The organism is Streptomyces sp. NPDC043908 (genome assembly GCF_056435525.1).
On sequence record NZ_JBWKEI010000010.1, the window covers coordinates 253,785 to 275,755 of the forward strand.

The window sequence follows — 21,971 nt, forward strand, 5'->3', positions numbered from 1 at the left end:
TGCCCGCATGGCGACTGAAATAGTTGTCTGTGCACTGCGTGTCAACGGAATCGGTGGGGGAATGAGCTTCCAGGAGCAGAATCAGCAGCAATCGGGGCAGCTCGCGGTGACCGGGCGGACCCGGCACCGGCGGCTGCGGGAGCAGGGCAGCACGGAGGTGGCCGACCTCGACGCGATCCTGCGCGCCGGGTTCGTCTGCCACCTCGGCGTGGTGGTCGACGGCACGCCGATGGCCGTTCCCACGGTGTACGGCGTGGACTTCGCCACCCGTACCCTCTACGTCCACGGGTCCGTGGCCAGCCGCAGCCTCGTGCAGGCGCCGGACAGCACGGTGTGCGTGACCGTGACGCACATCGACGGGCTCGTCCTCGCCCGGTCGGTCTTCGAGCACGGGGTCAACTACCGCAGCGCGATGGTCTACGGGGTGCCGCGCCCGGTCACGGACGGCGATGAACTCCTGCACGGGCTGCGGATCGTGACCGAGAACTGCGCGCCGGGGCAGTGGGAGTACGCGCGCGAGCCCAGCCGCAAGGAGCTCGCCGCCACCGCGCTGCTCGCGCTGACGCTGGAGGAGGCGTCCGTGAAGACCGCGTCCGGCCCGCCCCAGGACGGGGACGGGCCGGACGGCGAGCTCGGGCTGTGGGCGGGTGTGGTGCCGCTGCGGACCTACTTCGGCGCGCCGGAGCCCGATCCGGCTCTGCCCGCCGGCATCGCGCTGCCGCCCCATGTCGCCGCCCTGGGCCCGGGCGGCTCGGGGAGCTGAACGCCGCGCGGGCCCGCCAGTACGTACACCAGGGCGAAGCCCGCGCCGACGACCGTCGCGCCGCCCACCGCGTCCAGCACCCAGTGGTTGGCGGTGACGACGATCGCGCAGACCGTGAAGAGCGGGTGGAGCAGGCCCAGGACCTTCATCCACAGCTTGGGGGCGACCACCGCGATCACGATCCCGCACCACAGCGACCAGCCGAAGTGCAGCGAGGGCATCGCCGCGTACTGGTTGGTGACCTGCGTCATCGCCCCGTAGTCCGGGTTCGCCAGGTCCTGCGGGCCGTGGACGGTGTCGATGAAGTCCATGCCCGGCATCAGGCGCGGCGGGGCCAGGGGGAAGAACCAGAAGCCGAGCAGGCCGAGGAGCGTGGCGAAGCCGAGGGCCGAGCGGGCCCAGCGGTAGTCCACCGGGCGGCGGACGTACAGCACGGCGAGGATCGCCAGCGGCACGATGAAGTGGAACGTCTCGTAGTAGAAGTCGAAGAACGAGCCGAGCCACTTCACGTGCTGGATCGCGTGGTTGGCCCAGTGCTCGATGTCGATGTGGAGGGCGCGCTCGATGGCCGCGATGGTCCGGCCGTGCGCCTGGGCGGTCTCCCGCCCCGCGGTGGCCTCCAGCCGGATGTGGGAGTACGCGGAGTAGCCGACGCGGATGACGAGGAGTTCCAGGAGCAGGTTGGGGCGGCTGAGCACCCGGCGCCAGAACGGCAGCAGCGGGACGCGGGCCCAGCGCGCGGGGAGGGGGCGCGCGTACGTGGTGGGGACCGGCGTACGGAAGTGCTCGCTGGTGCGCGGCAGGAACGGGACCAGACAGGCCGCCGCCAGCGCGGTCAGCAGCGGAACGTTTTCTCGCAGCGGCTGGAGCAATCCCACGTTGGGCAGCAGCACCGCGCCCGGGAGCGTCATCACCAGGACGACCACGGCGGGCCAGGCGGGCCGGTCGCGCGCCTTGGTCCCGGCCCGGCCGACCATCGCGAGCAGCACCCACAGGAGCTGGTGCTGCCAGGCCGTGGGCGAGACGGCGACCGCGACACAGCCGGTGAGGGCGACCGCGAGCAGTAACTGGCCGTCGCGCGCGTACCGCACGGCCCGGCGCAGCCCGACGACGGTCACGGCGGCGGCGAGGGCGACGAACAGGGCTATCTCCAGCGGGCCTTCGAGGCCGAGGCGGAGCAGGGCCCCGTGCAGGGACTGGTTGGCGAGGCCGTCGGGGCGCGCGCCGAGCCCGGCGCCCGCCACGTGGTGCACCCAGTACGTCCAGGAGTCGTGCGGCATGAACGCCCAGGCCAGGGCGGTCGCGCCGGCGAAGGTGGCGGTGGTGGACAGGGCCGCGGGCCGGCGGCCGGTGAACCACAGCAGCGGAACGAAGAGCAGCACGGTGGGCTGGAGGGCCGCGCCGGCGCCGATGAGCACCCCGGAACAGCGCTCCCCCCGTACGGCGAAGCAGCCGAGCAGGACGAGCAGGACGGGGATGATGCTGGTCTGACCGGTGGTGAGGGCGTTGCGGACCGGCAGCGAGACCATGAGCAGACTGATGGCGACGGGCACGGCCGGCAGCGCGCCGCCGCGCGCCAACGGCCCCGGCGGCGGCCCCGGCAGCGCGCGGACGGCCACGGCGCCGAGCACGGCGACCAGGAGGAGAGTGGACAGCGTCCAGGCCACGCCGAGGGCCTGTTCCGCCGCGTGGGTCAGCGGTTTGAGGACGAGCCCGGCGAAGGGGGTGCCGGTGAAGTCCTCGGTGTCGTACAGGTCGCCGCGCACGTGCAGCACACCGTCGGCTCCGGCGGCGCCCGTCCAGGTCTCCAGGTCGGTGAGCCGTTCCCCGGGTGGGAGCCGCAGGACGTGGGCCATCTGCCGTACCGCGAGAACGGCCGCCAGGAGCCACATGACCACCCGGGCGATGCCCGCCCGGGTGTCGGCCGCGTCCGCGTCCAAGTCCACCGTGCTGCCGCGTCTGCCGTGCTCCGCATTCGCCACGCCCCGCCGAACCTCCCACCGTCTGTCGTTGGCCCGCTGTTCGTCCGCCGCACGGCCCTCGGCCGTGGGGCGGCCTGCCCTCAGAGCCTCGCACCACCCCGTTCAAGAGACTCAGGCAACCCCCACTTCGCCTGACTGTCACCCGTGTTTTGACCGGAATCGCGTCGTCCGGCGTCCACGGCGTACCGGAACCGGACTCGCCGCGACGCCGTCGTAGCTCGCGTCGGCGATCTCGCCGACGCGTGGCGGACGAAAGGCGGGGGCATGCGCGGCAGAGGCACGGGACAGCGGATATGGCTGGTCACGGGGGCGTTGCTGGCGCTGCAACTCGGCTCGCTGGTGTCACCCGCCTACGCCTGCGGGTGCGGCGCGATGGTCCATGGACCGGGCACGCGGCTGGCCGTGCGTCAGGAGACGTCGGCGGTGCGGTGGGACGGACGCGGCGAGCAGATCGTGATGAGTCTCACGGTCGACGGCGACGCCCCGAACGCGGCGTGGATCATGCCGGTGCCGCACCGGGCGACGGTGACGCTCGGCGAACGCGCGCTCTTCTCCGAGCTGGAGCACGCGGTGGCGCCGGTGCACCGGGACCGCCACCACTTCTGGCCGGAGGACGGCGACTGGCCCTTCTCCTCCTCCCACGGCCGCCGCACGGTCGGGGACGGCGCCGCGGCCCCGAGGGCGGCGGCGCCCCCGGTCGGCGTGGTCGGCCGCGAACGCCTCGGCCCCTTCGACGTGGCCCGCCTCACGGCCACGGACCCGGACGCGCTGCGCGACTGGCTGACGGCGAACGGCTTCCGGCTCCCGCCCGCGCTCTCCACCGAGCTGCGGCCGTACGTCGACGCCAAGTGGGAGTACGTGGCGGTCCGCCTCGCCCCCGCGTCCGGGAACGGCCCCCTGCGGGGCACGCTCGACCCCCTGAAGCTGACGTTCGCGAGCGAGCGGCTGGTGTACCCGATGCGGCTGTCCCGCCTGGCGAAGACGGCGCAGTCACTGCGGCTGTACGTGGTCGCGCCGCACCGGATGCAACCGGAGTCGACGATCGGGGGCGGGGCGCTGGAGGTGCTGTATGCGGGACGGGTGCCGGAGGATTCGGCCGCGCTGGGGAGGTTCGGGGCGGGGGCGGAGACCGGGGGCGTGACCGGAACCCCCTACCTGACGGCGCTGAACCAGACGTTCGAGCGCCCGTCGCGGATCACGGGCGACCACGAACTGGTCCGGGCGACGGACGACGCCCCGTTCCAACGGGTGATCTACCGGGACCGGTTGATGCGGGTGGGGGGTGTGCCGGCGTGGTTGGTTTCGGTGGGGGGCGGGGTGGTGGCCGGGGTGACGACGGTACTGCTGCTGCTCACACACCGCACCCGCCACCGCCCGGTCACCCCACCGGCACGGGTGGTGGTGCCGCCGCCGCGGGGGTGAGCTGTGGCGGGGTTGCGGTGACTTGTGGGGATGCCTTCGCCTGCGGGCCGGCGGGTGCCGACCGCGCAGTTCCCCGCGCCCCTGGGGGTCTGCCTTCGCCTGCGGGCCCGGCGGGGGCTGGCCGCGCAGTTCCCCGCGCCCCTGGGGGGTTTGCTTTCGTCTGCGGGCCCGGCGGGGGCTGGCCGCGCAGTTCCCCGCGCCCCTGAAGGGGCCTGCGGCCCCTCCCGGGGCTCCGCCCCGGACCCCGCTCCTCAAACGCCGGAGGGGCTGGAATGCCGTGCCTCGCCGGGGAGGCAGGAGGTGCCTGCTTTTAGGGGCGCGGGGAACTGCGCGACCAGCCACCCACCGGCCCGCAGGTGAACAGGAGGCCGGGGCGAAGCCGCGCGGTGGCCGGGTGGCACGGCTGGGCGCACCCCGTCCTCCTAGGGGCGCGGGGAACTGCGCGACCAGCCACCCACCGGCCCGCAGGTGAACAGAAGGCCGGGGCGAAGCCGCGCGGTGGCCGGGTGGCACGGCTGGGCGCACCCCGTCCTCCTAGGGGCGCGGGGAACTGCGCGAGCGGCCACCCACCGGCCCGCAGGTGAACAGGAGGCCGGGGCGAAGCCGGGGTGGCCGGGTGGCACGGCTGGGCGCGCCTCGTCCGCCTAGGGGCGCGGGGAACTGCGCGAGCAACCCACCACAACCGTCCGACTACATCCAAGGGTCCACACAAACACGCCCGCCCGAGGCCGGAAATCCGGCCCAGGCACGGGCATCCAGGGGCGCGGGGAACTGCGCGAGCAAGCCACCGCGACCGTCCGAGTTCGTCCGGGGGTCCGCCGGGGCCGCGCCCCTGGGGGTTCACCGCAGCCCGGGACGCAGCCTCAGCACCACCCGGTTACAGCTCCAGCATCCGCTCCGTCAGCTCACGGCACTCCCGCAGCGCCAACCGCAACTCCTCCGTGTCGCCCTTCGCGGACAGATCCCGTCGGCGTTCCTTCACGAGTTCCGCGATCCGCGCGGCCGTCTCGCCCAGTACGGCGTCGGCCTCCTCCACCGACTTGCGGGGCTCGTCGACGAACCCCGTCACCGCCCGGTGCAGCCGCAGCGCCCACTTGTCGCGCTCCTCCGTGGGGAGCAGGGCGGACGGCGCGAGTTCGGTCGGCGGAGGCGGCGCGGGCTGCTCGCCCGGCACCATCGCCGTGGCCGAGGCCGACGCGCCCGTGCCCGGCTCGGGGACGCTCAGCCCCGGCTCCGGAGCCCGACCCGCCGCACCGGAACCCGCACCGGACCCCGGCAAACCCGCACCGGACCCCGCACCGGACCCCGGCACACCCGAACCGGAACCCGCGCCGGCATCCCGTATCCCCGGGTCGGACGCCCGTACCGCCGGGGCCACTTGGGGCGCGGCCGGGGCCGCGGCCTCGTCCGGGCCGCCCCGTTCGGGCCGGGGCACCGCCCCCGCACCCGCTGCCGCCGAGTCGTCGTGGTGCCGCATCACACCGCCCCCTTCGCATGGCGCCGCGGCAGAACCGGGCGGCGCGTCGGCTGGGCGTGGCGCGGCCCGGCCGTCAGTAGCTCCTCGAACAGGCTGCGGGCCTCGATGACCGCCTCCCGTATCTCCTCGGTGTCACCGGTGCCCCGCGCCGCGCGGTGCACCCGGCGGTAGCCGTCGAGCTGCCCGGCGTGGTGCACGGACAGCGCCGCGATCTGCTCCTCGTACGCCTTCGCCGCCGGGAAGCCCCGCTCCTCGGCGAGCGCGGCCACCAGCTGGTCGGCCGCCTCGGCGGCCCGCCGCGGCGAGTCGACGAACTGCTCCTGGATGCCCGCCCAGCGGGCGAGGTAGTGCTCGCGGACCTCGGGCGTCAGCGGACGCTCGGAGAGCGCACCGTGCCGCTTCAGCCGCTCGGTGAGTTCGCGTTCGGCGGCCCGGCGGTCCCCGTCGTGCAGGACGACCGCCCGGTCGTATTCGGGACCGAAGCGCTTGCGCAGCCCGCGCCCCCCGGTCGCCGACCCGCGCAGCGCGAACCGGACGACGACGGCGAGCACGGCGAGGGCGAGCACCGCGATCAGGACGACAATCACGATCGTGGACATGTGTGCCTTCCCGGTGAGTTGGTCCTTGTCCGCCGGGTTGCCTGGAATTCGGTGGCCAAACGGTGCCTGCGTCGGGTAGGCAGACGCCATGAGTTGGATCATGAACCGCGAGCCGTACGACTCCCCCGACGCGGCGCTGCTCCGCCGCGAGTACTACGACGAGGTGGCCAGCCGCTGGTACGGCCGCCCGGCCACCGCCGAGGAGATCGAGCAGGGCCTGGCGGACGACGGCGCCGACCGGCTGCGGCCTCCGCTGGGCGACTTCGTGGTCGGCCGCCGCGACGGGGTGGCCGGGGCGTGCGGCGGGGTCCTGCTCTGCGAGACCGCCCCGGTCATCGACGGCTCCGCCCCGGCCACCGCCGAGCTGACCCGCGTCTACGTACGCCCTGACCTGCGCGGCACCGGGGGCGGCGCGGCCCTGCTGACCGCCCTGGAGACGGTCGCGCGCCGGCTGGGCGCGCGCCGCGTGGCCCTGGACACCCGCCACGACCTGGTCGAGGCGCGGGCGCTGTACGCGCGCAACGGCTATCGCGAGATCGATGCCTACGCCCAACGCCCGTACGCGGAACGGTGGTTCGCCAAGGAGTTGTGAGCGCGGGAGCGGCGAGCGCGGGAGGGGCGAGGCCCGGAGCGGGAAGGCGCATCGCGTACCGCCCGAATCGGCCCGCGCGCCACACCAAGCGTCCCGCGCGCCACACGAAGCGCCCCGCGCCCCGCATGCGGCACCCCTCTCACCGCATGTGGTCGCGGTGCGGCCGCGGCCCCCGCGGCAGCTCCCCGTCCGAGCCGGAGAGCTCGGCCGTCAGCTCCTCCACCAGCCTGACCAGGTCGGTCGGGCGGTCCGGGCCCCACCAGTCGCCGAGCAGCTCCGCCAGGGACTCCTCGCGGGCCCGGCCGAGCAGCAGGGCGGTCGCGCGCCCGCTCTCGGTGGCGACCAGCAGCCTCCCCTCGCGGCGGGCCAACCCGCGCTCCTCCAACTGCCGCCCGCCCTCCGTGATCACGGTGAGCGGTACGGGCGTGTGCTCGGCCAGGGCCGCCGGTTCGGCGGAGCCGTGCCGCTGGACGCGCAGCAGCAGCCAGCTCGCGGCGGGTAGCAGATCGAGTCCGGCCCTGGCGGTGATCTTCTCGTAGACCGCGCGCCGGCCCTCACGGGTGCCGAGCACCGACAGCGCCCGCGCGCACTCGTCGTACGACGAACGCTCGACGGGGTTGGACGCCACGGTCTGGCTGGCGTCGGGCGCGGTGACCGCGCCCCGCAGCTTGTCCTCGCGCAGGAACCAGGCGATGGCGAAGGCGAGCAGCGTCACCGGGACCGCGTAGAGGAAGACATCCGTGATCGACTGCGCATACGCGTGCAGCACCGGGGGACGCAACGGCGGCGGCAGTTGGGCGATCGTGCGCGGGTCGGCGGCGAGCTGCGAGGGCCCCGTGCCGGCCGGGAGCTCGCGGCCCGCCAGCGCGTCGGCGAGTTTGCCGTTCAGCCGGTTGGTGAAGATCGTGCCGAAGATCGCCACGCCGAAGGAGGCGCCGATCGAGCGGAAGAAGGTCGCCCCGGAGGTGGCGACGCCCAGGTCGGCGTAGGCCACCGCGTTCTGGACGACCAGGACGAGCACCTGCATCACCAGGCCGAGCCCCGCGCCGAAGACGAAGAAGTACAGGCTCATCTCCCACGTGGAGCTGGCCTCGGTGAGCCGGTGCAGCAGGAGCAGGCCGACGGTGACGATGGCCGTGCCGGCGATCGGGAAGACCTTCCACCGGCCCGTACGCGACACGATCTGGCCGGACACGGTCGAGGTCAGCAGCAGCCCGAACACCATCGGCAGCATGTGCACGCCGGACATGGTGGGGGTGACGCCCTGGACGACCTGGAGGAACGTCGGCAGATAGGTCATCGCGCCGAACATCGCGAAGCCGATGACGAAGCTGATGACGGCGACGAGCGTGAAGGTGCGGATACGGAACAGCTTCAGCGGAAGGACAGGCTCCGCGGCTTTGCGCTCGACGGCGACGAACGCGCCGAGCAGCACCGCCCCGAGCACCGCGAGCCCGATGATCTGCGCCGAGCCCCAGGCCCAGGTGGTACCGCCGAGCGAGGCGACGAGGACCAGGCAGGTGGCGACGGAGGCGATCAGGAAGGTGCCGAGGTAGTCGATGGTGTGGCGGGTGCGGTGGACGGGGATGTGCAGGACCGCCGCGATCACCAGGAGCGCGACGACGCCCACCGGCAGGTTGACGTAGAACACCCAGCGCCAGCTGAGGTGCTGGGTGAAGAGCCCGCCGAGCAGCGGGCCGAGGACGCTGGTCGCGCCGAAGACGGCCCCGAAAAGACCCTGGTACCGGCCGCGTTCGCGGGGCGGGACGAGGTCGCCCACGATCGCCATGGACAGCACCATCAGCCCGCCGCCGCCGAGGCCCTGGAGCGCCCGGAAGGCGATCAACTGCCCCATGTCCTGCGCGATCCCGCACAGCGCCGAGCCGACCAGGAAGATCACGATGGCGGCCTGGAACAGCTTCTTCCTGCCGTACTGGTCACCGAGTTTGCCCCACAGCGGGGTCGCGGCGGTGGAGGCGAGCATGTACGCGGTGACGACCCACGACAGGTGCTCCATCCCGCCGAGCTCGCTGACGATGGTCGGCAGGGCGGTGGAGACGATGGTCTGGTCGAGCGCGGCCAGCAGCATGCCGAGGAGCAGCGCGCCGATGGCGACGAGCACGGTCCGCCGCTCGTGCCCGGCGCCGGGCCCGCCTCCCGGGGAGAGTGCGGTGGGGGCCGTTTCCTGAGCCATGGGCCGCCCCTCTCTGTCGCCGTCCGCGGGCCGCCTCTCTCCATCCTGATAGCAATGTCCGAATATGGCCTGCCGGGCAGCCCGGGGCCGCCTCCGACGCCCCGCCCGGGACCTGCATAATCGCAGGCAGCTCAAGGGGAGGGGACCCAAGATGACGGGACACGCATGTCCTGAATGCGACGCCTACGGCGAGCCCACGGGCAGCCCGAACTGCACGTGCCCGGCACCGGCACCGCCGCAGGACTTCGACCCCCTGCGCATCAGGCCGTACGTAACCCTGACCCCCCTGACCCACCCCCCGGCCACACCCCCGGGGGCGCGGGGAACGGCGCGGCCGTCCACAGACAACCCGCACCCGACGAACCACACCCCGGCCGCACCCTCCAACACGGATCACCCCAACCCCCCAGGGGCGCGGGGAACTGCGCACCCAGCCCACGACAACCGACACCCGACGAACCACGCCAACCCCCCAGGGGCGCGGGGAACTGCGCGCTCAGCCCACGACGACCGGCACCCGACGAACCACGCCCAGTCCCCAGGGGCGCGGGGAACTGCGCGCCCAGCCACACACAACCCGCACCCGACCACCGGCAACGGCAACGGCAACGGCACCCGGAAACGCACCCGCACCCGCACCCGGAACCGCCCCCTCTGGCTCACCCTCGCCGCCGCAGCGATAACCACCACCGCCTTCGCCACGAACGCCCTCCTCGGCGGCGGCGACGGCGACGGCGACGGCGACGAAGCAGGCGCGGCCACCACCGTCAGCACCGCCCCCTACACAGAAGCCACCCCCACCACCTCCTCCGCACCGAGCAGCACCCACACCCCCCGCACCCCCACCGGCACCACCGCCCCCCGCAAGCCCTCCTCCTCCCCCACCCCCACCCGTACGGCCAAGCACCAGCCGACCCCCACCCAGCCCCGCCGCCCCGCCGCACCCGCCGCGACAACCCCGTCCCAGATCACCGGCACCGTCGACACCACCACCACCGCCCCGGCCCCGCCCCCCGCCACCGCCCCCGTACTGCGCCGTGGCGACAGCGGCCCCGAGGTCGCGGAACTCCAGGACCGGCTGGCCCAGTTGACGATCTACAACGGGAGGATCGACGGCCGCTTCAACTCCAAGACGGAGAACGCGGTGCGGACGTACCAGTCGTACATGGGCCTCCAGAGCGACCCCCCGGGCGTCTACGGCCCGGAGACCCGCAGGGCCCTGGAGGCGCAGACCTCCTAGGCGGCCACAAGGCACCCGCCCCCGGGCACCGGGCACGGGCCCCGGACGCCGCCCCCGGGCACCCCCGCACGCCCCCACATCCCCACGCCCCCACGCCTCCCGGTTGGACCATTCCGCCCTTTGTTTTGTATCGTGATGGAACAAAGTGGTTCCGCCCGTATTCCCTGACCGGCGGGCGGAGCCACTTGTCTCCGCTCCCGCACCCAGGAGTCCGCCGATGACGGCCACGCCCACCACCCTCACCGCCCGCGCCCTCCTCCTCGACATGGACGGCACGCTCGTCAACTCCGACGCCGTCGTCGAGCGCTGCTGGCGCCGCTGGGCCGTGGAGCACGGGCTGGACCCCGAGGAGGCGATGAAGGTCGTCCACGGCCGCCAGGGCTACGCCACGATGGCGGTCCTCCTCCCCGACCGCCCGATGGAGCAGAACCTCGCGGACAACCGCGTGATGCTCGCCGAGGAGACGGCCGACACCGACGGCGTCGTCCCTGTCCCGGGCGCCCCCGCCTTCATGGCCTCCCTGGCCGGGCTCCCGCACGCCCTGGTGACCTCGGCGAACGAGCCGCTGGCCCAGGCCCGGATGGGCGCGGCCGGACTGCCGGTGCCGGCCGTACGCGTCACGGCCGAGCACGTCGGCGCGAGCAAGCCGGACCCGGAGGGCTTCCTCAAGGGCGCCGCCGAGCTGGGCTTCGACCCGGCGGACTGCGTCGTCTTCGAGGACTCGCAGGCGGGTATCGAGGCGGGCCTCGCGGCGGGCATGCGGGTCGTGGGCGTGGGCCCCCGGGCGGCGGCCCACCACCCGACGACGCACGTCCCGGACCTGAAGCACGTCACTGTGACGCAGACCCGTACAGGGGAGCTCACCCTCACGATCACGCCGTAGCCGGCGCCCCGGAGGGGCCGTCCCGCAAGGACGCCCCCGGGGGGCGGCACCCCCAGGGGCGCGGGGAACTGCGCGACCAGCCACCACGGCCCGCGGCCAAAAACCACCCGCCCGGCCCCCCGGCCCCGGCCCCCCAGGGACACGCGCCCGTCAGCCAGTGACCGCCTCGAACAGGCTGAACCCCGCCAGCGCGGCCATCAGCGCCGCCGCCACCTTCGTGATCAGCCGCAGCGGTACGTACTTCATCAGCGTGCGCCCGCCCACGATCCCGAGCCCCGCGACCGCCCACAGCGCCAGCACCGCGCCCAGCCCCACCGACAGCGGGCTGTCGTACCGGGCGGCCAGGTTCGCCGTCATGATCTGCGTCAGGTCCCCGAACTCGGCGACCAGGATCAGCATGAACCCCGCCCCGGACACCTTCCAGAACGACTGGTCGGCCGGAGCCCTCACCCCGTCCTCCTCCTCGTCCTTCTTGAAGAGCAGCATCGCCGCGCCCGCGAGGAAGAGGACAACCACGATGGCCTGGAGCAGCCGGTGCGGCAGCAGGGTCAGCACGCTGCCCGCCGCGATGGCGAGCGCCACGTGCAGCAGGAAGGCCGCCGCGACGCCGACGAACACGTACGACGCCTTGTAGCGGGTGCCGAGCATCAGACCCGCGAGCGCGGTCTTGTCGGGAAGCTCGGCGAGGAAGACCACACCGAAGGTGATCGCCAGGACGGTGAAGCTGAACACGGAGAAGTTCCTCAATCGGTCGGGCGCGGCGCGGCCGTACCGAGAGCGTTTCGCGAAAGGGAATCCGGGGTCGCTTCGGCACGGCAGCGCCATGAAGCAATCACGGACATGGACACTGCGGCCGAAGGTCTCGCTGGCGGACCCTCGCGGGCCTGCCTCCGGGCGCCGGCCGGTCGCTCCCTGGGGAGGTTCCAGCAGTATGTCGACGGTCCGGCGAAGAGCTACTCCCCTTCTGCTCGTCCAGGATACGTGACCCCGGCCCGCACCCGGCAGGGACCAAGGTCCCCTCCCACCATCCGGACGCACCGCGCCCGCCGCACCGCGCCCCCCGCACCGCGCGCCTCGCGCCGCGCGCCTCGCGCCGCGCCCGCCGCGTCACCCCTCCCGGTGCACCCTCCCCCGCGCCACCAGCTCCAGCACCACCGAGACCGCCACCGCCTGCACCGCCATCAGCGCGACCAGTACGAACAGCTGCACCGCGCCCGCCTGCACCGGCGACGCCCCGCCGAGCAGCATGCCGACGAACGCGCCGGGCAGCGTGACCAGCCCCACGGTCCGCGTCTGGTCGAGCCCGGGCAGCAGCGCGTCCGATGCGGCGGGCCGGGCCACCTCGAGGCGGGCGTCCCGGTCGGGGAGGCCGAGCGCCATCCCCGCCTCCACCTCCCCGCGCCGCACGGTCAGCTCGTCCAGCGCGCGCCGCCCGCCCAGGACCGTCGCGGTGAGCGCGCCGCCGATGAGGATGCCGGTGACGGGGATGAGCGCGATGCCCCTGACGGGGACGAGCCCGGTGAGCAGGAGCGCGCCGACCACGGGTGCCACCCCGGCGGCGGTCGGCAGCGCGGCCCACCGCCAGGTGGTGTTGGGCGTCAGCCGCCGCCCTGCCGTACGCGCCGCCACCGCGTACATCAGCAGCAGGAAGCAGAGCAGCAGCGGCACGGAGCCGACCACCCAGCGGATCGCGCTCGCCACCGCCGCGAGCTGGACGGCCGCCCGCACCCCCGCGACCAGGATCTCCCGCGCCCGGCCCAGCCGCGCCAGTCCGGCGACACCGGCAGCGACCAGGAGCAGTACGGCGAGAACGACCCCGAGCGTGACATTCACGGGCAGCAGCACGCGCCCACCGTACGCCGGGGAAGGGGCCGGGAAAGGCCTCCGCACCGGGTGGCGCAACCCGGCATACAGGGCGTCAGTTCCCTTGCGGGACAAGGGTGATCAAGGAGGGCGGGAAGCGCCGCGGCCCTTGATGTGACGTGCCCATGTCGTCACTCTGTTACCTGGCGCCCACCTGGCCGAAACCCGGTGCCGCCACGATGACCGGGCCGCGCACCCCCGCGCCCGGCCAAGGTCCCCCCACGTCAAGGGAGTTCGCATGTCAGGTGTCTACGCGCGTCACGCCGCCAGGGTCTCCGCGCTCACCGCCTCCGCCGCCCTGCTCGCCACGGCGGGCCTGCTCGCCGCCCCCGGCGCCCAGGCCGCGCCCCCCGCCCCGGTCAGCGCCGCGACCGCGCGCGGCTATCTCGCCGCCATGCCCGCCACCGCCGAGGGCTCGTCGGACGGCTACAGCCGCTCCAAGTTCCCGCACTGGATCACCCAGTCCGGCACCTGCAACACCCGTGAGGTCGTCCTCAAACGCGACGGCAGCAACGTCACCACGGACTCCAGCTGCGCGGCGACCGGCGGCAGTTGGTACTCCGAATACGACGGCGCCACCTGGACGGCCGCCGCCGACCTCGACATCGACCACGTCGTCCCGCTCGCCGAGGCCTGGCGCTCGGGCGCGAGCTCCTGGACGACCGCGCAGCGCCAGGGCTTCGCCAACGACCTGACCCGGCCGCAGCTGATCGCCGTCACCGACAACGTCAACCAGGCGAAGGGCGACAAGGACCCGGCCGAGTGGCTTCCCTCGCGCACGGCGTACCGCTGCACGTACGCCCGGATGTGGGTGGACGTGAAGCACTACTACAACCTGACCGTCGACTCCGCCGAGAAGTCCGCGCTCCAGTCCGTGCTCAACGGCTGCTGACAGCCCGCGGCCCGGACCGGCGGATCCCCGCACCGGGCCTCCCGCACCGCACCTCCTCCCCCGCCCTCCCCGGCGTCCACCACGGCGCCGGGGAGGGCGGCGGCATGTGCGGACCCCGCGCCGCCACCGGACCACCCCCGTGACCGCGAAGCCCCGTGACCCCGCGCCCCGGCGTGTTTGCCACATGTCCCGTAGGGCCCCCGTAAAGATGAATTCCGGCCAACATCAACCGGAATTGAGTCATCTACTTAAACTTGAACTTGCAAGCACTAGTCAGGTCTACCTAACCTGATGGCTCCACGGCCCCGTCCCCCACACCGAAGGAGCCCGTCCCCCATGGCTTCCCCCACCCTCGTCCCCGCGCTGCCCGTCGAGCGCGCCAAGCCCTACGTCCTGGGCCTCTTCCGCATCGTCACCGGCTTCCTCTTCGCCTGCCACGGCGCCGCCTCGCTCTTCGGCTGGTTCGGCGGCGCGGCCGGGACCGGCGGCACCGTCGCGACCGGCGCCTGGCCCAACTGGTACGCGGCCGTCATCCAGCTCGTCGGCGGTGTGCTGATCATGGCCGGATTCCTCACCCGCCCGGCCGCCTTCCTCTCCTCGGGCTCCATGGCGTACGCCTACTTCGACGTACACCAGTCCAGCGCGCTGCTCCCGCTCCAGAACGGCGGCGAGGCGTCCGCGATGTACGCCTGGGCCTTCCTGCTGCTCGTCTTCACCGGCCCCGGCGCGCTCGCCCTCGACGGGCTGCGCCGCGGCCGCGCCACCGCCGGCGCGCCGAACGCCACCGCCGCCGCGGCCCCTGCGGGCACCGCCCGCTGACGCACCGGCACCCGCGCGGCCGTCCACCGGCCCGCCGGCCGCTTCCCACCCCCGAACGGAATCCCCACGCGCCCCAGGCGTACGCTGTACGGCTGTACAGCGACCCGGCCGCGGACAGCGGCAGCGGGACGCATTCCGTTCGGGGGTCGTGGTGCTGGAGAGTGTGGGGTTGCTGACCGGCAGCCCATGGATTTATGCCGTGGTGACTGTCTCCGTCCTCCTCGACGTGTTCCTCCCCGTCCTGCCCAGCGGGGTCCTGGTGATCACCGCCGCGACCTCGGCGGCGGCCGGGTCGACCACCGCCGCGGGCGCCCCGCACGCCATACGCGACGTCCCCGACCTGCTGCTCCTCGCCGCCTGCGCCGCCGCGGCCTCCGTGCTCGGCGACCTCGTCGCGTATCGCCTCGCCTGGCGCGGCGGGGCGCGGCTGGACCGCGCCATCGCCCGCTCCCGCCGGCTGACCCGCGCACAGGAACGTCTCGGCGCCGCCCTGAGCCGGGGCGGCGGCGCGCTCGTCGTCATCGCCCGGTTCGCCCCGGCGGGCCGGTCCGTCGTCTCGCTCGGCGCGGGCGCGGCGCACCGCACCCCCAAGGAGTTCCTGCCGTGGTCCGCCCTCGCCGGGGTGGCCTGGGCCGGATACAGCGTCGGCCTCGGCTACTTCGGCGGGCGCTGGCTCGGCGCGACCTGGCTGGGCACGGGCATCTCCGTCCTCGCCCTGTTCGCCGCGGGCTCCCTCGCCGCCTACGTCATGCGCCGCCCCGCGCCCGCGGGCGCGCCTACGCCGGCGTCCTGACCGGCACTCCCCGGATCTCCAGGCCCTCCAGCAGCTCGGCCGTGGCCCGCGCTATCGCGTCCACCGCCCGGTCGAAGACCTCCTGGTTGTGGGCGGCCGGCGCCCGGAAGCCGGACACCTTGCGCACGTACTGGAGAGCCGCCGCGCGGATCTCGTCATCGGTGGCCTCCTCGGGGAGGGCCGGCGGCCTGAGTGTCTTGATGCTTCTGCACATGCCTCAAGTGTGACGGGTACCACTGACAACGGTCTCGGTGGACAACGGCCTCGGTAGAGTCACAGGCATGGCGGCAGCAGACGAGGCGAAGGCAGAGCGGGCCGGGGCGCCGGGCACACCGGCGGTGGCGCCGGCACCGGTAGGGCCCACGGAGCCCGTGCGCATCGACAGCTGGATCTGGTCGGTCCGGCTCACCAAGACGCGTTCCCAGGCGGCGACGGCCTGCCGGGCCGGGCACGTCCAGCTCAACGGCGAGCGCGTCAAGCCCGCGCACACCGTGAAGCCGGGTGACGAGGTGCGGCTGCGCCTCGACGGGCGGGAGCGGATCGTCGTGGTCGCCAAGGTCATCCGCAAGCGGGTGGGCGCGGCCGTCGCGGCCGAGACCTACGTCGACAACAGCCCGCCGCCGCCCGCCCGCGCGGACGTGCTGGCCGCCGGCGTCCGCGACCGGGGCATGGGCCGCCCGACCAAGCGGGACCGCCGGGAGATGGAGCGGCTGCGGGGGCTGTAGGGGTTCGCGGAGGTCACAGGGATTCGCGGGGCGCCGGCTCGTACATAACGCGCAGGCCAACTCCCGCCGCCGCGGAGTAGCTTGGAGGGCGCCGGGGGCCAGGGGAGCCCCCGATCCGTCCCCAGAGGAACACGCCATGATCCTGTTGCTTCTCGTCCTGGCGCTGGTCCTGTACGGCTTCGGCTTCAGTCCCGGCGGCGTGGTGGTCTGCGTCGCCGTGGTGGCCGTACTCTTCAGCGCCCGGCGCCGTGGCCGCTCCACGGCACCGTCCGGCGGCTCGTCCGGAGCCGGCCGCGGCACCGACACGGACTACCGGACCTATCGCGCCCGCCGGGACCAGATGGCCCGGTGGGAGCGGCGATACCGCAGAGAGCGGCACATCCGTCTGTTCTCCGCGCGCCGCCCCGACTGACCGAGCGCCACCGGGCGCCGCCGCCCAGCGCGGCGGGCGCCCGGGCACGATCCACGCGCGCGAGGGCCCCGGACCGCTGACGGTCCGGGGCCCTCGCGCATACGGCGCCGGTCAGTGGGCGGGCGCGGCCTTGCCGTCGACGCCCTGGACGCTCGGGACGCCCTGGACGCTTTCGGCGGTGTCGGCCGGTGTGCCCGTGCCCCCGCGTTCGGCCCGGGCGGGCCCGGGCACCAGGAGCCGTTCGGCGAGGTGGCCGAAGACCAGTCCGAAGCCGGTCCACAAGGTGGCCTGGATGGCGAGCGCGGCCAGGCGGAACTTCCACAGCAGCATCGCCGGGAAGTCCTTGGGCACCTCGTTGACGGCGGGCAGGAACGCGTACGCGAGCCCCACGGCGACGAGGAAGGCGGCCGAGGCGGCGACGGTGGCGTTCCAGTTGCCCAGGCGCGGCGCGAGCCGTCTGCCGAGGAGTACGGCGGCGACGGCGAGCAGCACGCTCAGGGCGATCATCAGGAAGTACAGGGCGGTGCGTTTGCCGATGGTGTCGGGGTCGCCGACGGACGGCGGGTTCGCCGGGTACTTCAGGAACGGGACGACGTAGACGGTCAGGAGGGCCCCGAGCGAGACGAACGCCGCCGTGGCGCGCGGACCGAACCGGCCGATACGGCCGAGCGCGACGCAGAACGCGAGCGCGGCGATACCGCCGATGGCCACGCCGAACACGAGCACACCGGTGGCGAGGCCGCCGGTGGCCTGGAGGGTGCGGCTGAACACCTCTTCGCCGTGCTCGTGGGCGTGCGCCTCCTCGAAGTCGATCGCCGCGTCCACCCGGGGCTCACCCAGGAGGTACGCCACGACGAGCGCCAGGGCGCCCGCCGCGAGTCCGGCGATCATGCCCCGCACCAGCAGGGCTCTGACGGACAGGGAGTTCACGTGTGGTTCCCCTGGTCTCAGTGGCAGGGGAAGCCGAGCAGGTGGCGTCCGTCGTGCAGCCACTCGTGGACGTTCTCGCCGGAGAAGACGCTGGTGGCGCCCTGCTCGGAGCCGACGAAGTAGAGCAGCACCAGCATCAGGATGCCGAAGAAGAGGGCCCAGGGAGCGATGGCCTTGAGCGAGATGGGGGTGATGGCCGGCGTTGCTTCGGCGCTGGGCGCAGGGGCGGAGAGAGCCACGGCAGAACCTCCTGGGGAACACGCGTCCCGGTCATTGGTGCCTTTGTCGACGGTGGTGGGTCTGACTTCCCCGTCCGCGCCCCCTGTTGGGGGCCGGCCGGGTTCACAGTGGCGCGACCGTGCCGGAATCTCACCGGGCTTCCTTCACACCGTCTTTATGTCGACGAGACCGTACCGCGTGGCGGACCGCGCCGCTACGGCGCGCGGGGGCGCGGCCCCCGCGCCGCGTGCCTGAACGGCCGTGCTCTGCTTGTCCCATGACCGTACGCGTGATGTTGATCTCACCCCCGGCCGACCGCTACGCGCGCGAGGCGAGAGTCGGCGACGACGCGGCCTGTCCGGACGAGGACGCGCTGCGCCGGGTCAAGGACGCGGTGGCGGCGCTGCCGGTGCCGGCCCGCCGGCTGAAACCGCCCTCCTCCCGCTACGTGTTGGCGGACGGCCTGCCCACCGGCGACGAACCGGCCCTGGCCGACTGGGACCTGGGCACCTGGCGGGGGCGGCGCCTCGACGAGCTGAGCGCCGAGGAGCCGACGGGGGTACGGGCCTGGCTCACCGATCCGGCGGCGGCGCCGCACGGCGGGGAGAGCCTGCTCGCGCTGGTCGCGCGCGTGGGCGCGTGGCTGGACACGCTGCCCGCGGCGGGCGGGCGCGTCCTCGCGGTCGCCTCCCCGGCGGTGGTCCGCGCGGCCGTCACCCACGCCCTGGTCCTGCCCCCCGCCTCGTTCTGGCGGCTGGACGTGGCCCCGCTGACCCTGACCGAACTCTCGGGCCGCTCGGGCCGCTGGAACCTGCGGTGCGGGCGCCCGGCGGGCGGCTGAGAGCCGGTCCTCGGGGGGCGCCGGGCACGCCGAAGGCCCCCGCCGTGGTCGGCGGGGGCCTTCGGTTTTGGGTGGGCATGGACGGTTTCGAACCGCCGACATCTGCTTTGTAAGAGCAGCGCTCTACCCCTGAGCTACACGCCCGTGGCATCCGTGGATGAGGGAACAGCGTACATGGCCCCCCGGGCGGGGCCGCAAACCCGTTCGCGGCCGCGGGGCGGGCGGGGGCGGTGGTGGGGGCCGCTGCGGGCGGTGCGAACTAATCGGCCGGTGTGTTCGTCCTTACCTGGTGGGAGAATGAACCGGCAGGCGGACACGGCACGGGAGAGGGATGTGACGGCGACACACGCGCGGCCGTACAGCAGAGCGGGTGCCATCGTCCCCGGTGCCGGAGCGGGAGCCCGGCGGACCCTCGCGGACGCGCTCGCGCTCGTCGCGCTGCCGCTGGTGCTCGGGGCGGCGCTGCTGCCCGGGGCCTTCGCCGGCGGCGGGACGCGGCGGTGGTTCGGCGGGCGCGGGGAGAGCGTCCGGGCGGACGCGCAGGCGGCCAAGGACGCGGCGGCCGCCGCCTTCTACGAGCTGGACACCGCCCAGCGCGACCTGCGGATCTCCATCGAGACGATCACCGCCGTGGACAGTTCGCCGCGCGCCCGCAAGGCCGTGGACGACTTCGCGGCGCTCGGCCGGCGGATCGACGAGGTGAGCAACGACTACATCACCGCCGTCGACGCGCACGACCTGGACCGCGACGATCTGGACGCCTCGGTGGCCGCCCGGGCCCGGGGCGAGCTGACGAAGGCCAAGGACGACCTCGTCCGGGTCAAGGGCGAGCTCGACCGGTTCGAGCAGAGCCTGGGGCCGCTGCTCTCGACCGCCGAGACGCAGCTGGCCCGCCTCGCGCCGGCCGTGGAGCGGGCGCGACAGGCGCTCCTCGCCGCGAGCACCGCTCTCGATTCGGTGCGGGCGTCCGGACTGAGAGCAGACGATCTCGCCGCCCGGCTCGCCGCGCTAGGCCCCGAGCTGACCCGCCTCAACCAGGGCGCCGGACAGCACGGCGTGCCCGAGACCCTGGAGCGGGCCGACCGGGTGCTGAGGGAGGCCGAGGGCGTGCGCGCCGAGGCCGACCGGCTGCCCGAGCGCGCCGCGGAGATCGACCGCCGGCTGGTCTCGCTGCGCACCCGCGCGCAGGCGCTGACCACCCGCGCCGGCACCGTCGAGCCGGTCCTCAGCGAGCTGCGCCGCCGCTTCTCGGCCGCCTGCTGGCAGGACCTCCAGCAGGTCCCCGACCAGGCGCTGGTGAACGTCGCGCAGGCCGAGGAGAAGCTGAAGGAGGCCGCCGCCGCGCGCGCCGAGCAGCGCTGGGCCGACGCCACCTCTCGGCTCAGCACGGTCAGGGCGCTCCTGAACGCCACCGACGAGGCGGTCTCGGCCGCCGGGGACCGGCTGCGGCGCCTCGACGCCGTGGCGAAGGACCCGCAGCAGGAGATCGAGCGGACGCGGTTCGCGATCCGGGACGCGCAGCGCCTGGCGATGGCGGGCCGCTCCACCCCCGACCCGAGGCACGCCGGCCCGCTGGACGGGGCCGTGGCGCGCCTGGAGCGCGCGATCGCCACGCTGGAGGGCCGCCACCCCGACTACTGGCACTTCCTCACCGAGACCGAGGAGGTCCGCCGCGCGGCCGCGGGCGTGGTGGCCCTGATCCGCGAGGAGCGGGGGCACGGGGCCTGAGCGCCGTCACGGGGCGTCACCGGAGGAGTTGTCGCCCCCGCGTCACGGGCGGATCCTTGGTGGTACGGACGAGACGAGGAGGCCGCCCATGGCCACCCAGCCGCTTCACCACCTGCGCCACCCGCGGCGCGCGCCCCACGTGTCCCTCGACGAGCACCTGCCGGTCGACCACCGGCTGAGCCGGGTGTACCGGTTCGGCGCCGGGCTCATGGGGCTCTTCCTGCTCGTCTTCGGCATCCTGGGCCTCACCCACAACATCGGCTTCTTCGACACCGGCGGCAAGGAGGTCGCGGGGCTGAGCACCAACGGCACGCTCAGCGTGATCTCGATCGTCGTGGGGGCGCTGCTGCTGTACGGCATGGTCAAGGGCGGCAACGTGGCCTCCTGGATGAACATGTCGCTCGGCGTGCTCTTCCTGATCAGCGGGTTCGTGAACCTGGCCCTGCTCGACCGCGGCTCGGCGAACTTCCTCGCCTTCAAGATGCAGAACGTGATCTTCAGCTTCCTGGTGGGCCTGGCGCTGATGGTCTTCGGGATGTACGGCCGGGTCGGCAGTGCCCTGCCGCACGACAACCCGTACTGGCGGGCGCGGCGCGAGGCGGAGGCGCGCTCGGAGCCGGGGGCCGTGCGGGAGCGGCCCATCCGCTGAGGCGGCGGGCCGCGAACGGCTCCCCCTCGCCGCCCCGGGCCCGTTAGCCTGGGGCCATGCCTCGCTATGACTACCGCTGCCGCTCCTGCGGCGACACGTTCGAGCTCAGCCGTCCGATGGCCGACTCCGCCGCGCCCGCGACCTGCCCGGCCGGGCACGAGGACACCGTGAAGCTGCTGTCCACGGTGTCCGTGGGCGGCATGGCCAGGAACGCGCCGGCGCCCGCGCCCTCCGCCGGTGGCGGCGGGGGCGGCTGCTGCGGCGGCGGGGGCTGTTGCTGAGGGCTAGCGCTTGCGGGCCAGCGTCAGCCCGTCCGCCACGGTGAGCATGACGCTGTCCATCCGCGCGTCCTGCCGCACGTGCTCGTTGAACCGCTGGATCCCGGCGGCGGGACCGGTCGCCGCCGGGTCCACGACCTCCCCGTGGAAGAGCACGTTGTCCACGGCGATGAGGCCGTTCTGCCGCATCCTGGGCACCAGTTCCTCCCAGTACGCGATGTAGTTGTCCTTGTCCGCGTCCAGGTAGGCGAAGTCGATGTGCGGCTCGGCCGGCATCGCCCGCAGGGTCTCGGCCGCCGGGGCGATCCGCAGGTCCACCTTGTGCGCCACGCCCGCCTTCGTCCAGGCCTCGCGCGCGTAGTCGGTCCACTCCCGCGAGATGTCGCACGCGATCAGCGTTCCGTCGTCGGGCAGTGCCCGCGCCATGGCGAGCGCGGAGAACCCGGTGAAGGTCCCCACCTCCACCACGTGCCGCGCGCCCGCCATCCGGACGAGGAACTCCAGCAGCGGCGCCTGCTCCTCGGCCGACTGCATGCCCGCGTGGCCGGGCAGCCGGGCGTACGTCGTCTCCACGAGCTCGCGCTGCACCGCGTCCAGGGGCGGGTTGTGCGCCAGCATGTACGCGTACAGCTCGTCGGTGATCCTGGTCGTGTTTCCCTTGCTCATGGGG

General features: G+C 73.9%; 24 protein-coding genes and 1 tRNA gene. 14 read left to right on the top strand and 11 right to left on the bottom strand.

The annotated features are described in order from the left end of the window. The first annotated feature begins 61 nt into the window (after positions 1-61). Entirely contained in the window at positions 62-763 is a 702-nt protein-coding gene (locus tag AC069K_RS23020) for a pyridoxamine 5'-phosphate oxidase family protein (protein ID WP_478619197.1), read from the top strand. Here AC069K_RS23020 and AC069K_RS23025 read toward each other — a convergent pair. Beyond that, on the bottom strand, positions 667-2,745 hold the full coding sequence (locus AC069K_RS23025) for a bifunctional glycosyltransferase 87/phosphatase PAP2 family protein (protein WP_478619200.1): 2,079 nt from the start codon (positions 2,743-2,745) through the stop codon (positions 667-669). The genes AC069K_RS23020 and AC069K_RS23025 overlap by 97 nt on opposite strands. A 264-nt stretch (positions 2,746-3,009) precedes the next feature. On the opposite strand from AC069K_RS23025, the gene AC069K_RS23030 reads away from it, so the two are divergent. After that, on the top strand, positions 3,010-4,167 hold the full coding sequence (locus AC069K_RS23030) for a DUF2330 domain-containing protein (protein WP_478619203.1): 1,158 nt from the start codon (positions 3,010-3,012) through the stop codon (positions 4,165-4,167). Positions 4,168-5,044: 877 nt separating this feature from the next. Here the strand turns inward: AC069K_RS23030 and AC069K_RS23035 are convergent. Both AC069K_RS23035 and AC069K_RS23040 read right to left on the bottom strand, forming a co-directional pair. Beyond that, the gene (locus AC069K_RS23035; RefSeq protein WP_478619206.1) at positions 5,045-5,644 is read right to left on the bottom strand and encodes a hypothetical protein; all 600 of its coding nucleotides are present in this window, start codon (positions 5,642-5,644) and stop codon (positions 5,045-5,047) included. Further along, a complete protein-coding gene (locus AC069K_RS23040; protein WP_365111485.1) occupies positions 5,644-6,243 on the bottom strand; it encodes a hypothetical protein in 600 nt (199 codons plus the stop codon). The genes AC069K_RS23035 and AC069K_RS23040 overlap by 1 nt, the downstream gene beginning before the upstream one ends. 88 nt (positions 6,244-6,331) lie before the next feature. Here AC069K_RS23040 and AC069K_RS23045 point away from each other — a divergent pair, with 88 nt between their 5' ends. Next, positions 6,332-6,835, top strand: a complete 504-nt coding sequence (locus tag AC069K_RS23045; RefSeq protein WP_478619209.1) for a GNAT family N-acetyltransferase — start codon at positions 6,332-6,334, stop codon at positions 6,833-6,835. Positions 6,836-6,974: 139 nt separating this feature from the next. Here AC069K_RS23045 and AC069K_RS23050 read toward each other — a convergent pair whose 3' ends face one another. Beyond that, a complete protein-coding gene (locus tag AC069K_RS23050; RefSeq protein WP_478619212.1) occupies positions 6,975-9,029 on the bottom strand; it encodes an MDR family MFS transporter in 2,055 nt (684 codons plus the stop codon). A gap of 151 nt (positions 9,030-9,180) precedes the next feature. Here AC069K_RS23050 and AC069K_RS23055 point away from each other — a divergent pair, with 151 nt between their 5' ends. Together AC069K_RS23055 and AC069K_RS23060 are read left to right on the top strand one after the other, a co-directional pair. Further along, positions 9,181-10,269 carry a peptidoglycan-binding domain-containing protein gene (locus tag AC069K_RS23055; protein WP_478619215.1) on the top strand — a complete coding sequence of 363 codons (1,089 nt, stop codon included), beginning with the start codon at positions 9,181-9,183 and terminating at the stop codon, positions 10,267-10,269. Between the two features lie 217 nt (positions 10,270-10,486). Next, complete coding sequence (locus tag AC069K_RS23060; RefSeq protein ID WP_478619217.1) at positions 10,487-11,152, top strand: HAD family hydrolase; 666 nt, start codon at positions 10,487-10,489, stop codon at positions 11,150-11,152. Between the two features lie 150 nt (positions 11,153-11,302). On the opposite strand, the gene AC069K_RS23065 is transcribed toward AC069K_RS23060, so the two are convergent. Beyond that, complete coding sequence (locus tag AC069K_RS23065) at positions 11,303-11,884, bottom strand: TMEM165/GDT1 family protein (RefSeq protein ID WP_478619220.1); 582 nt, start codon at positions 11,882-11,884, stop codon at positions 11,303-11,305. A 375-nt stretch (positions 11,885-12,259) separates the two neighbouring features. Then, entirely contained in the window at positions 12,260-12,997 is a 738-nt protein-coding gene (locus AC069K_RS23070) for an ABC transporter permease (protein ID WP_478619223.1), read from the bottom strand. Positions 12,998-13,253: 256 nt separating this feature from the next. Here AC069K_RS23070 and AC069K_RS23075 point away from each other — a divergent pair, with 256 nt between their 5' ends. The 3 genes from AC069K_RS23075 (at position 13,254) to AC069K_RS23085 (ending at position 15,519) form a co-directional block, all read left to right on the top strand. Continuing rightward, positions 13,254-13,907 (top strand): HNH endonuclease family protein, encoded by a 654-nt coding sequence (locus AC069K_RS23075; RefSeq protein WP_365111465.1) that lies wholly within the window; start codon positions 13,254-13,256, stop codon positions 13,905-13,907. A 336-nt stretch (positions 13,908-14,243) separates the two neighbouring features. Continuing rightward, complete coding sequence (locus AC069K_RS23080) at positions 14,244-14,726, top strand: DoxX family protein (RefSeq protein WP_365111462.1); 483 nt, start codon at positions 14,244-14,246, stop codon at positions 14,724-14,726. A 151-nt stretch (positions 14,727-14,877) separates the two neighbouring features. Next, positions 14,878-15,519 (top strand): DedA family protein, encoded by a 642-nt coding sequence (locus tag AC069K_RS23085; protein ID WP_358991614.1) that lies wholly within the window; start codon positions 14,878-14,880, stop codon positions 15,517-15,519. On the opposite strand, the gene AC069K_RS23090 is transcribed toward AC069K_RS23085, so the two are convergent. Then, positions 15,503-15,733, bottom strand: a complete 231-nt coding sequence (locus AC069K_RS23090) for a DUF2277 domain-containing protein (protein WP_365111459.1) — start codon at positions 15,731-15,733, stop codon at positions 15,503-15,505. The two genes, AC069K_RS23085 and AC069K_RS23090, sit on opposite strands and share 17 nt — an antisense overlap. Positions 15,734-15,800: 67 nt before the next feature. Here AC069K_RS23090 and AC069K_RS23095 point away from each other — a divergent pair, with 67 nt between their 5' ends. Both AC069K_RS23095 and AC069K_RS23100 read left to right on the top strand, forming a co-directional pair. Next, positions 15,801-16,244, top strand: a complete 444-nt coding sequence (locus AC069K_RS23095) for an RNA-binding S4 domain-containing protein (RefSeq protein WP_478619228.1) — start codon at positions 15,801-15,803, stop codon at positions 16,242-16,244. A gap of 136 nt (positions 16,245-16,380) precedes the next feature. Further along, positions 16,381-16,656: a hypothetical protein gene (locus tag AC069K_RS23100; protein WP_365111453.1), complete on the top strand. Its 276-nt coding sequence runs from the start codon at positions 16,381-16,383 to the stop codon at positions 16,654-16,656. A 111-nt stretch (positions 16,657-16,767) separates the two neighbouring features. Here the strand turns inward: AC069K_RS23100 and AC069K_RS23105 are convergent, their stop codons facing one another. After that, complete coding sequence (locus AC069K_RS23105; RefSeq protein WP_365111450.1) at positions 16,768-17,586, bottom strand: CbtA family protein; 819 nt, start codon at positions 17,584-17,586, stop codon at positions 16,768-16,770. 17 nt (positions 17,587-17,603) lie between these two features. Next, positions 17,604-17,825 (bottom strand): CbtB domain-containing protein, encoded by a 222-nt coding sequence (locus AC069K_RS23110; protein WP_358835660.1) that lies wholly within the window; start codon positions 17,823-17,825, stop codon positions 17,604-17,606. A 257-nt stretch (positions 17,826-18,082) separates the two neighbouring features. On the opposite strand from AC069K_RS23110, the gene AC069K_RS23115 reads away from it, so the two are divergent. Continuing rightward, a complete protein-coding gene (locus AC069K_RS23115; RefSeq protein ID WP_365111447.1) occupies positions 18,083-18,646 on the top strand; it encodes a histidine phosphatase family protein in 564 nt (187 codons plus the stop codon). Between the two features lie 72 nt (positions 18,647-18,718). On the opposite strand, the gene AC069K_RS23120 is transcribed toward AC069K_RS23115, so the two are convergent. Continuing rightward, positions 18,719-18,790 (bottom strand) — tRNA-Val (locus tag AC069K_RS23120). A gap of 189 nt (positions 18,791-18,979) precedes the next feature. Between AC069K_RS23120 and AC069K_RS23125 the strand changes: the two genes are divergently transcribed. The 3 genes from AC069K_RS23125 (at position 18,980) to AC069K_RS23135 (ending at position 21,304) form a co-directional block, all read left to right on the top strand. Continuing rightward, positions 18,980-20,374, top strand: a complete 1,395-nt coding sequence (locus AC069K_RS23125) for a hypothetical protein (protein WP_478619234.1) — start codon at positions 18,980-18,982, stop codon at positions 20,372-20,374. A gap of 88 nt (positions 20,375-20,462) precedes the next feature. Further along, positions 20,463-21,023: a DUF4383 domain-containing protein gene (locus AC069K_RS23130; RefSeq protein ID WP_358835657.1), complete on the top strand. Its 561-nt coding sequence runs from the start codon at positions 20,463-20,465 to the stop codon at positions 21,021-21,023. A 56-nt stretch (positions 21,024-21,079) separates the two neighbouring features. Further along, positions 21,080-21,304, top strand: a complete 225-nt coding sequence (locus tag AC069K_RS23135) for an FmdB family zinc ribbon protein (protein ID WP_365111440.1) — start codon at positions 21,080-21,082, stop codon at positions 21,302-21,304. A gap of 3 nt (positions 21,305-21,307) precedes the next feature. Here AC069K_RS23135 and AC069K_RS23140 read toward each other — a convergent pair whose 3' ends face one another. Further along, positions 21,308-21,967 carry an O-methyltransferase gene (locus AC069K_RS23140; RefSeq protein WP_358835655.1) on the bottom strand — a complete coding sequence of 220 codons (660 nt, stop codon included), beginning with the start codon at positions 21,965-21,967 and terminating at the stop codon, positions 21,308-21,310. Positions 21,968-21,971 lie beyond the last annotated feature (4 nt).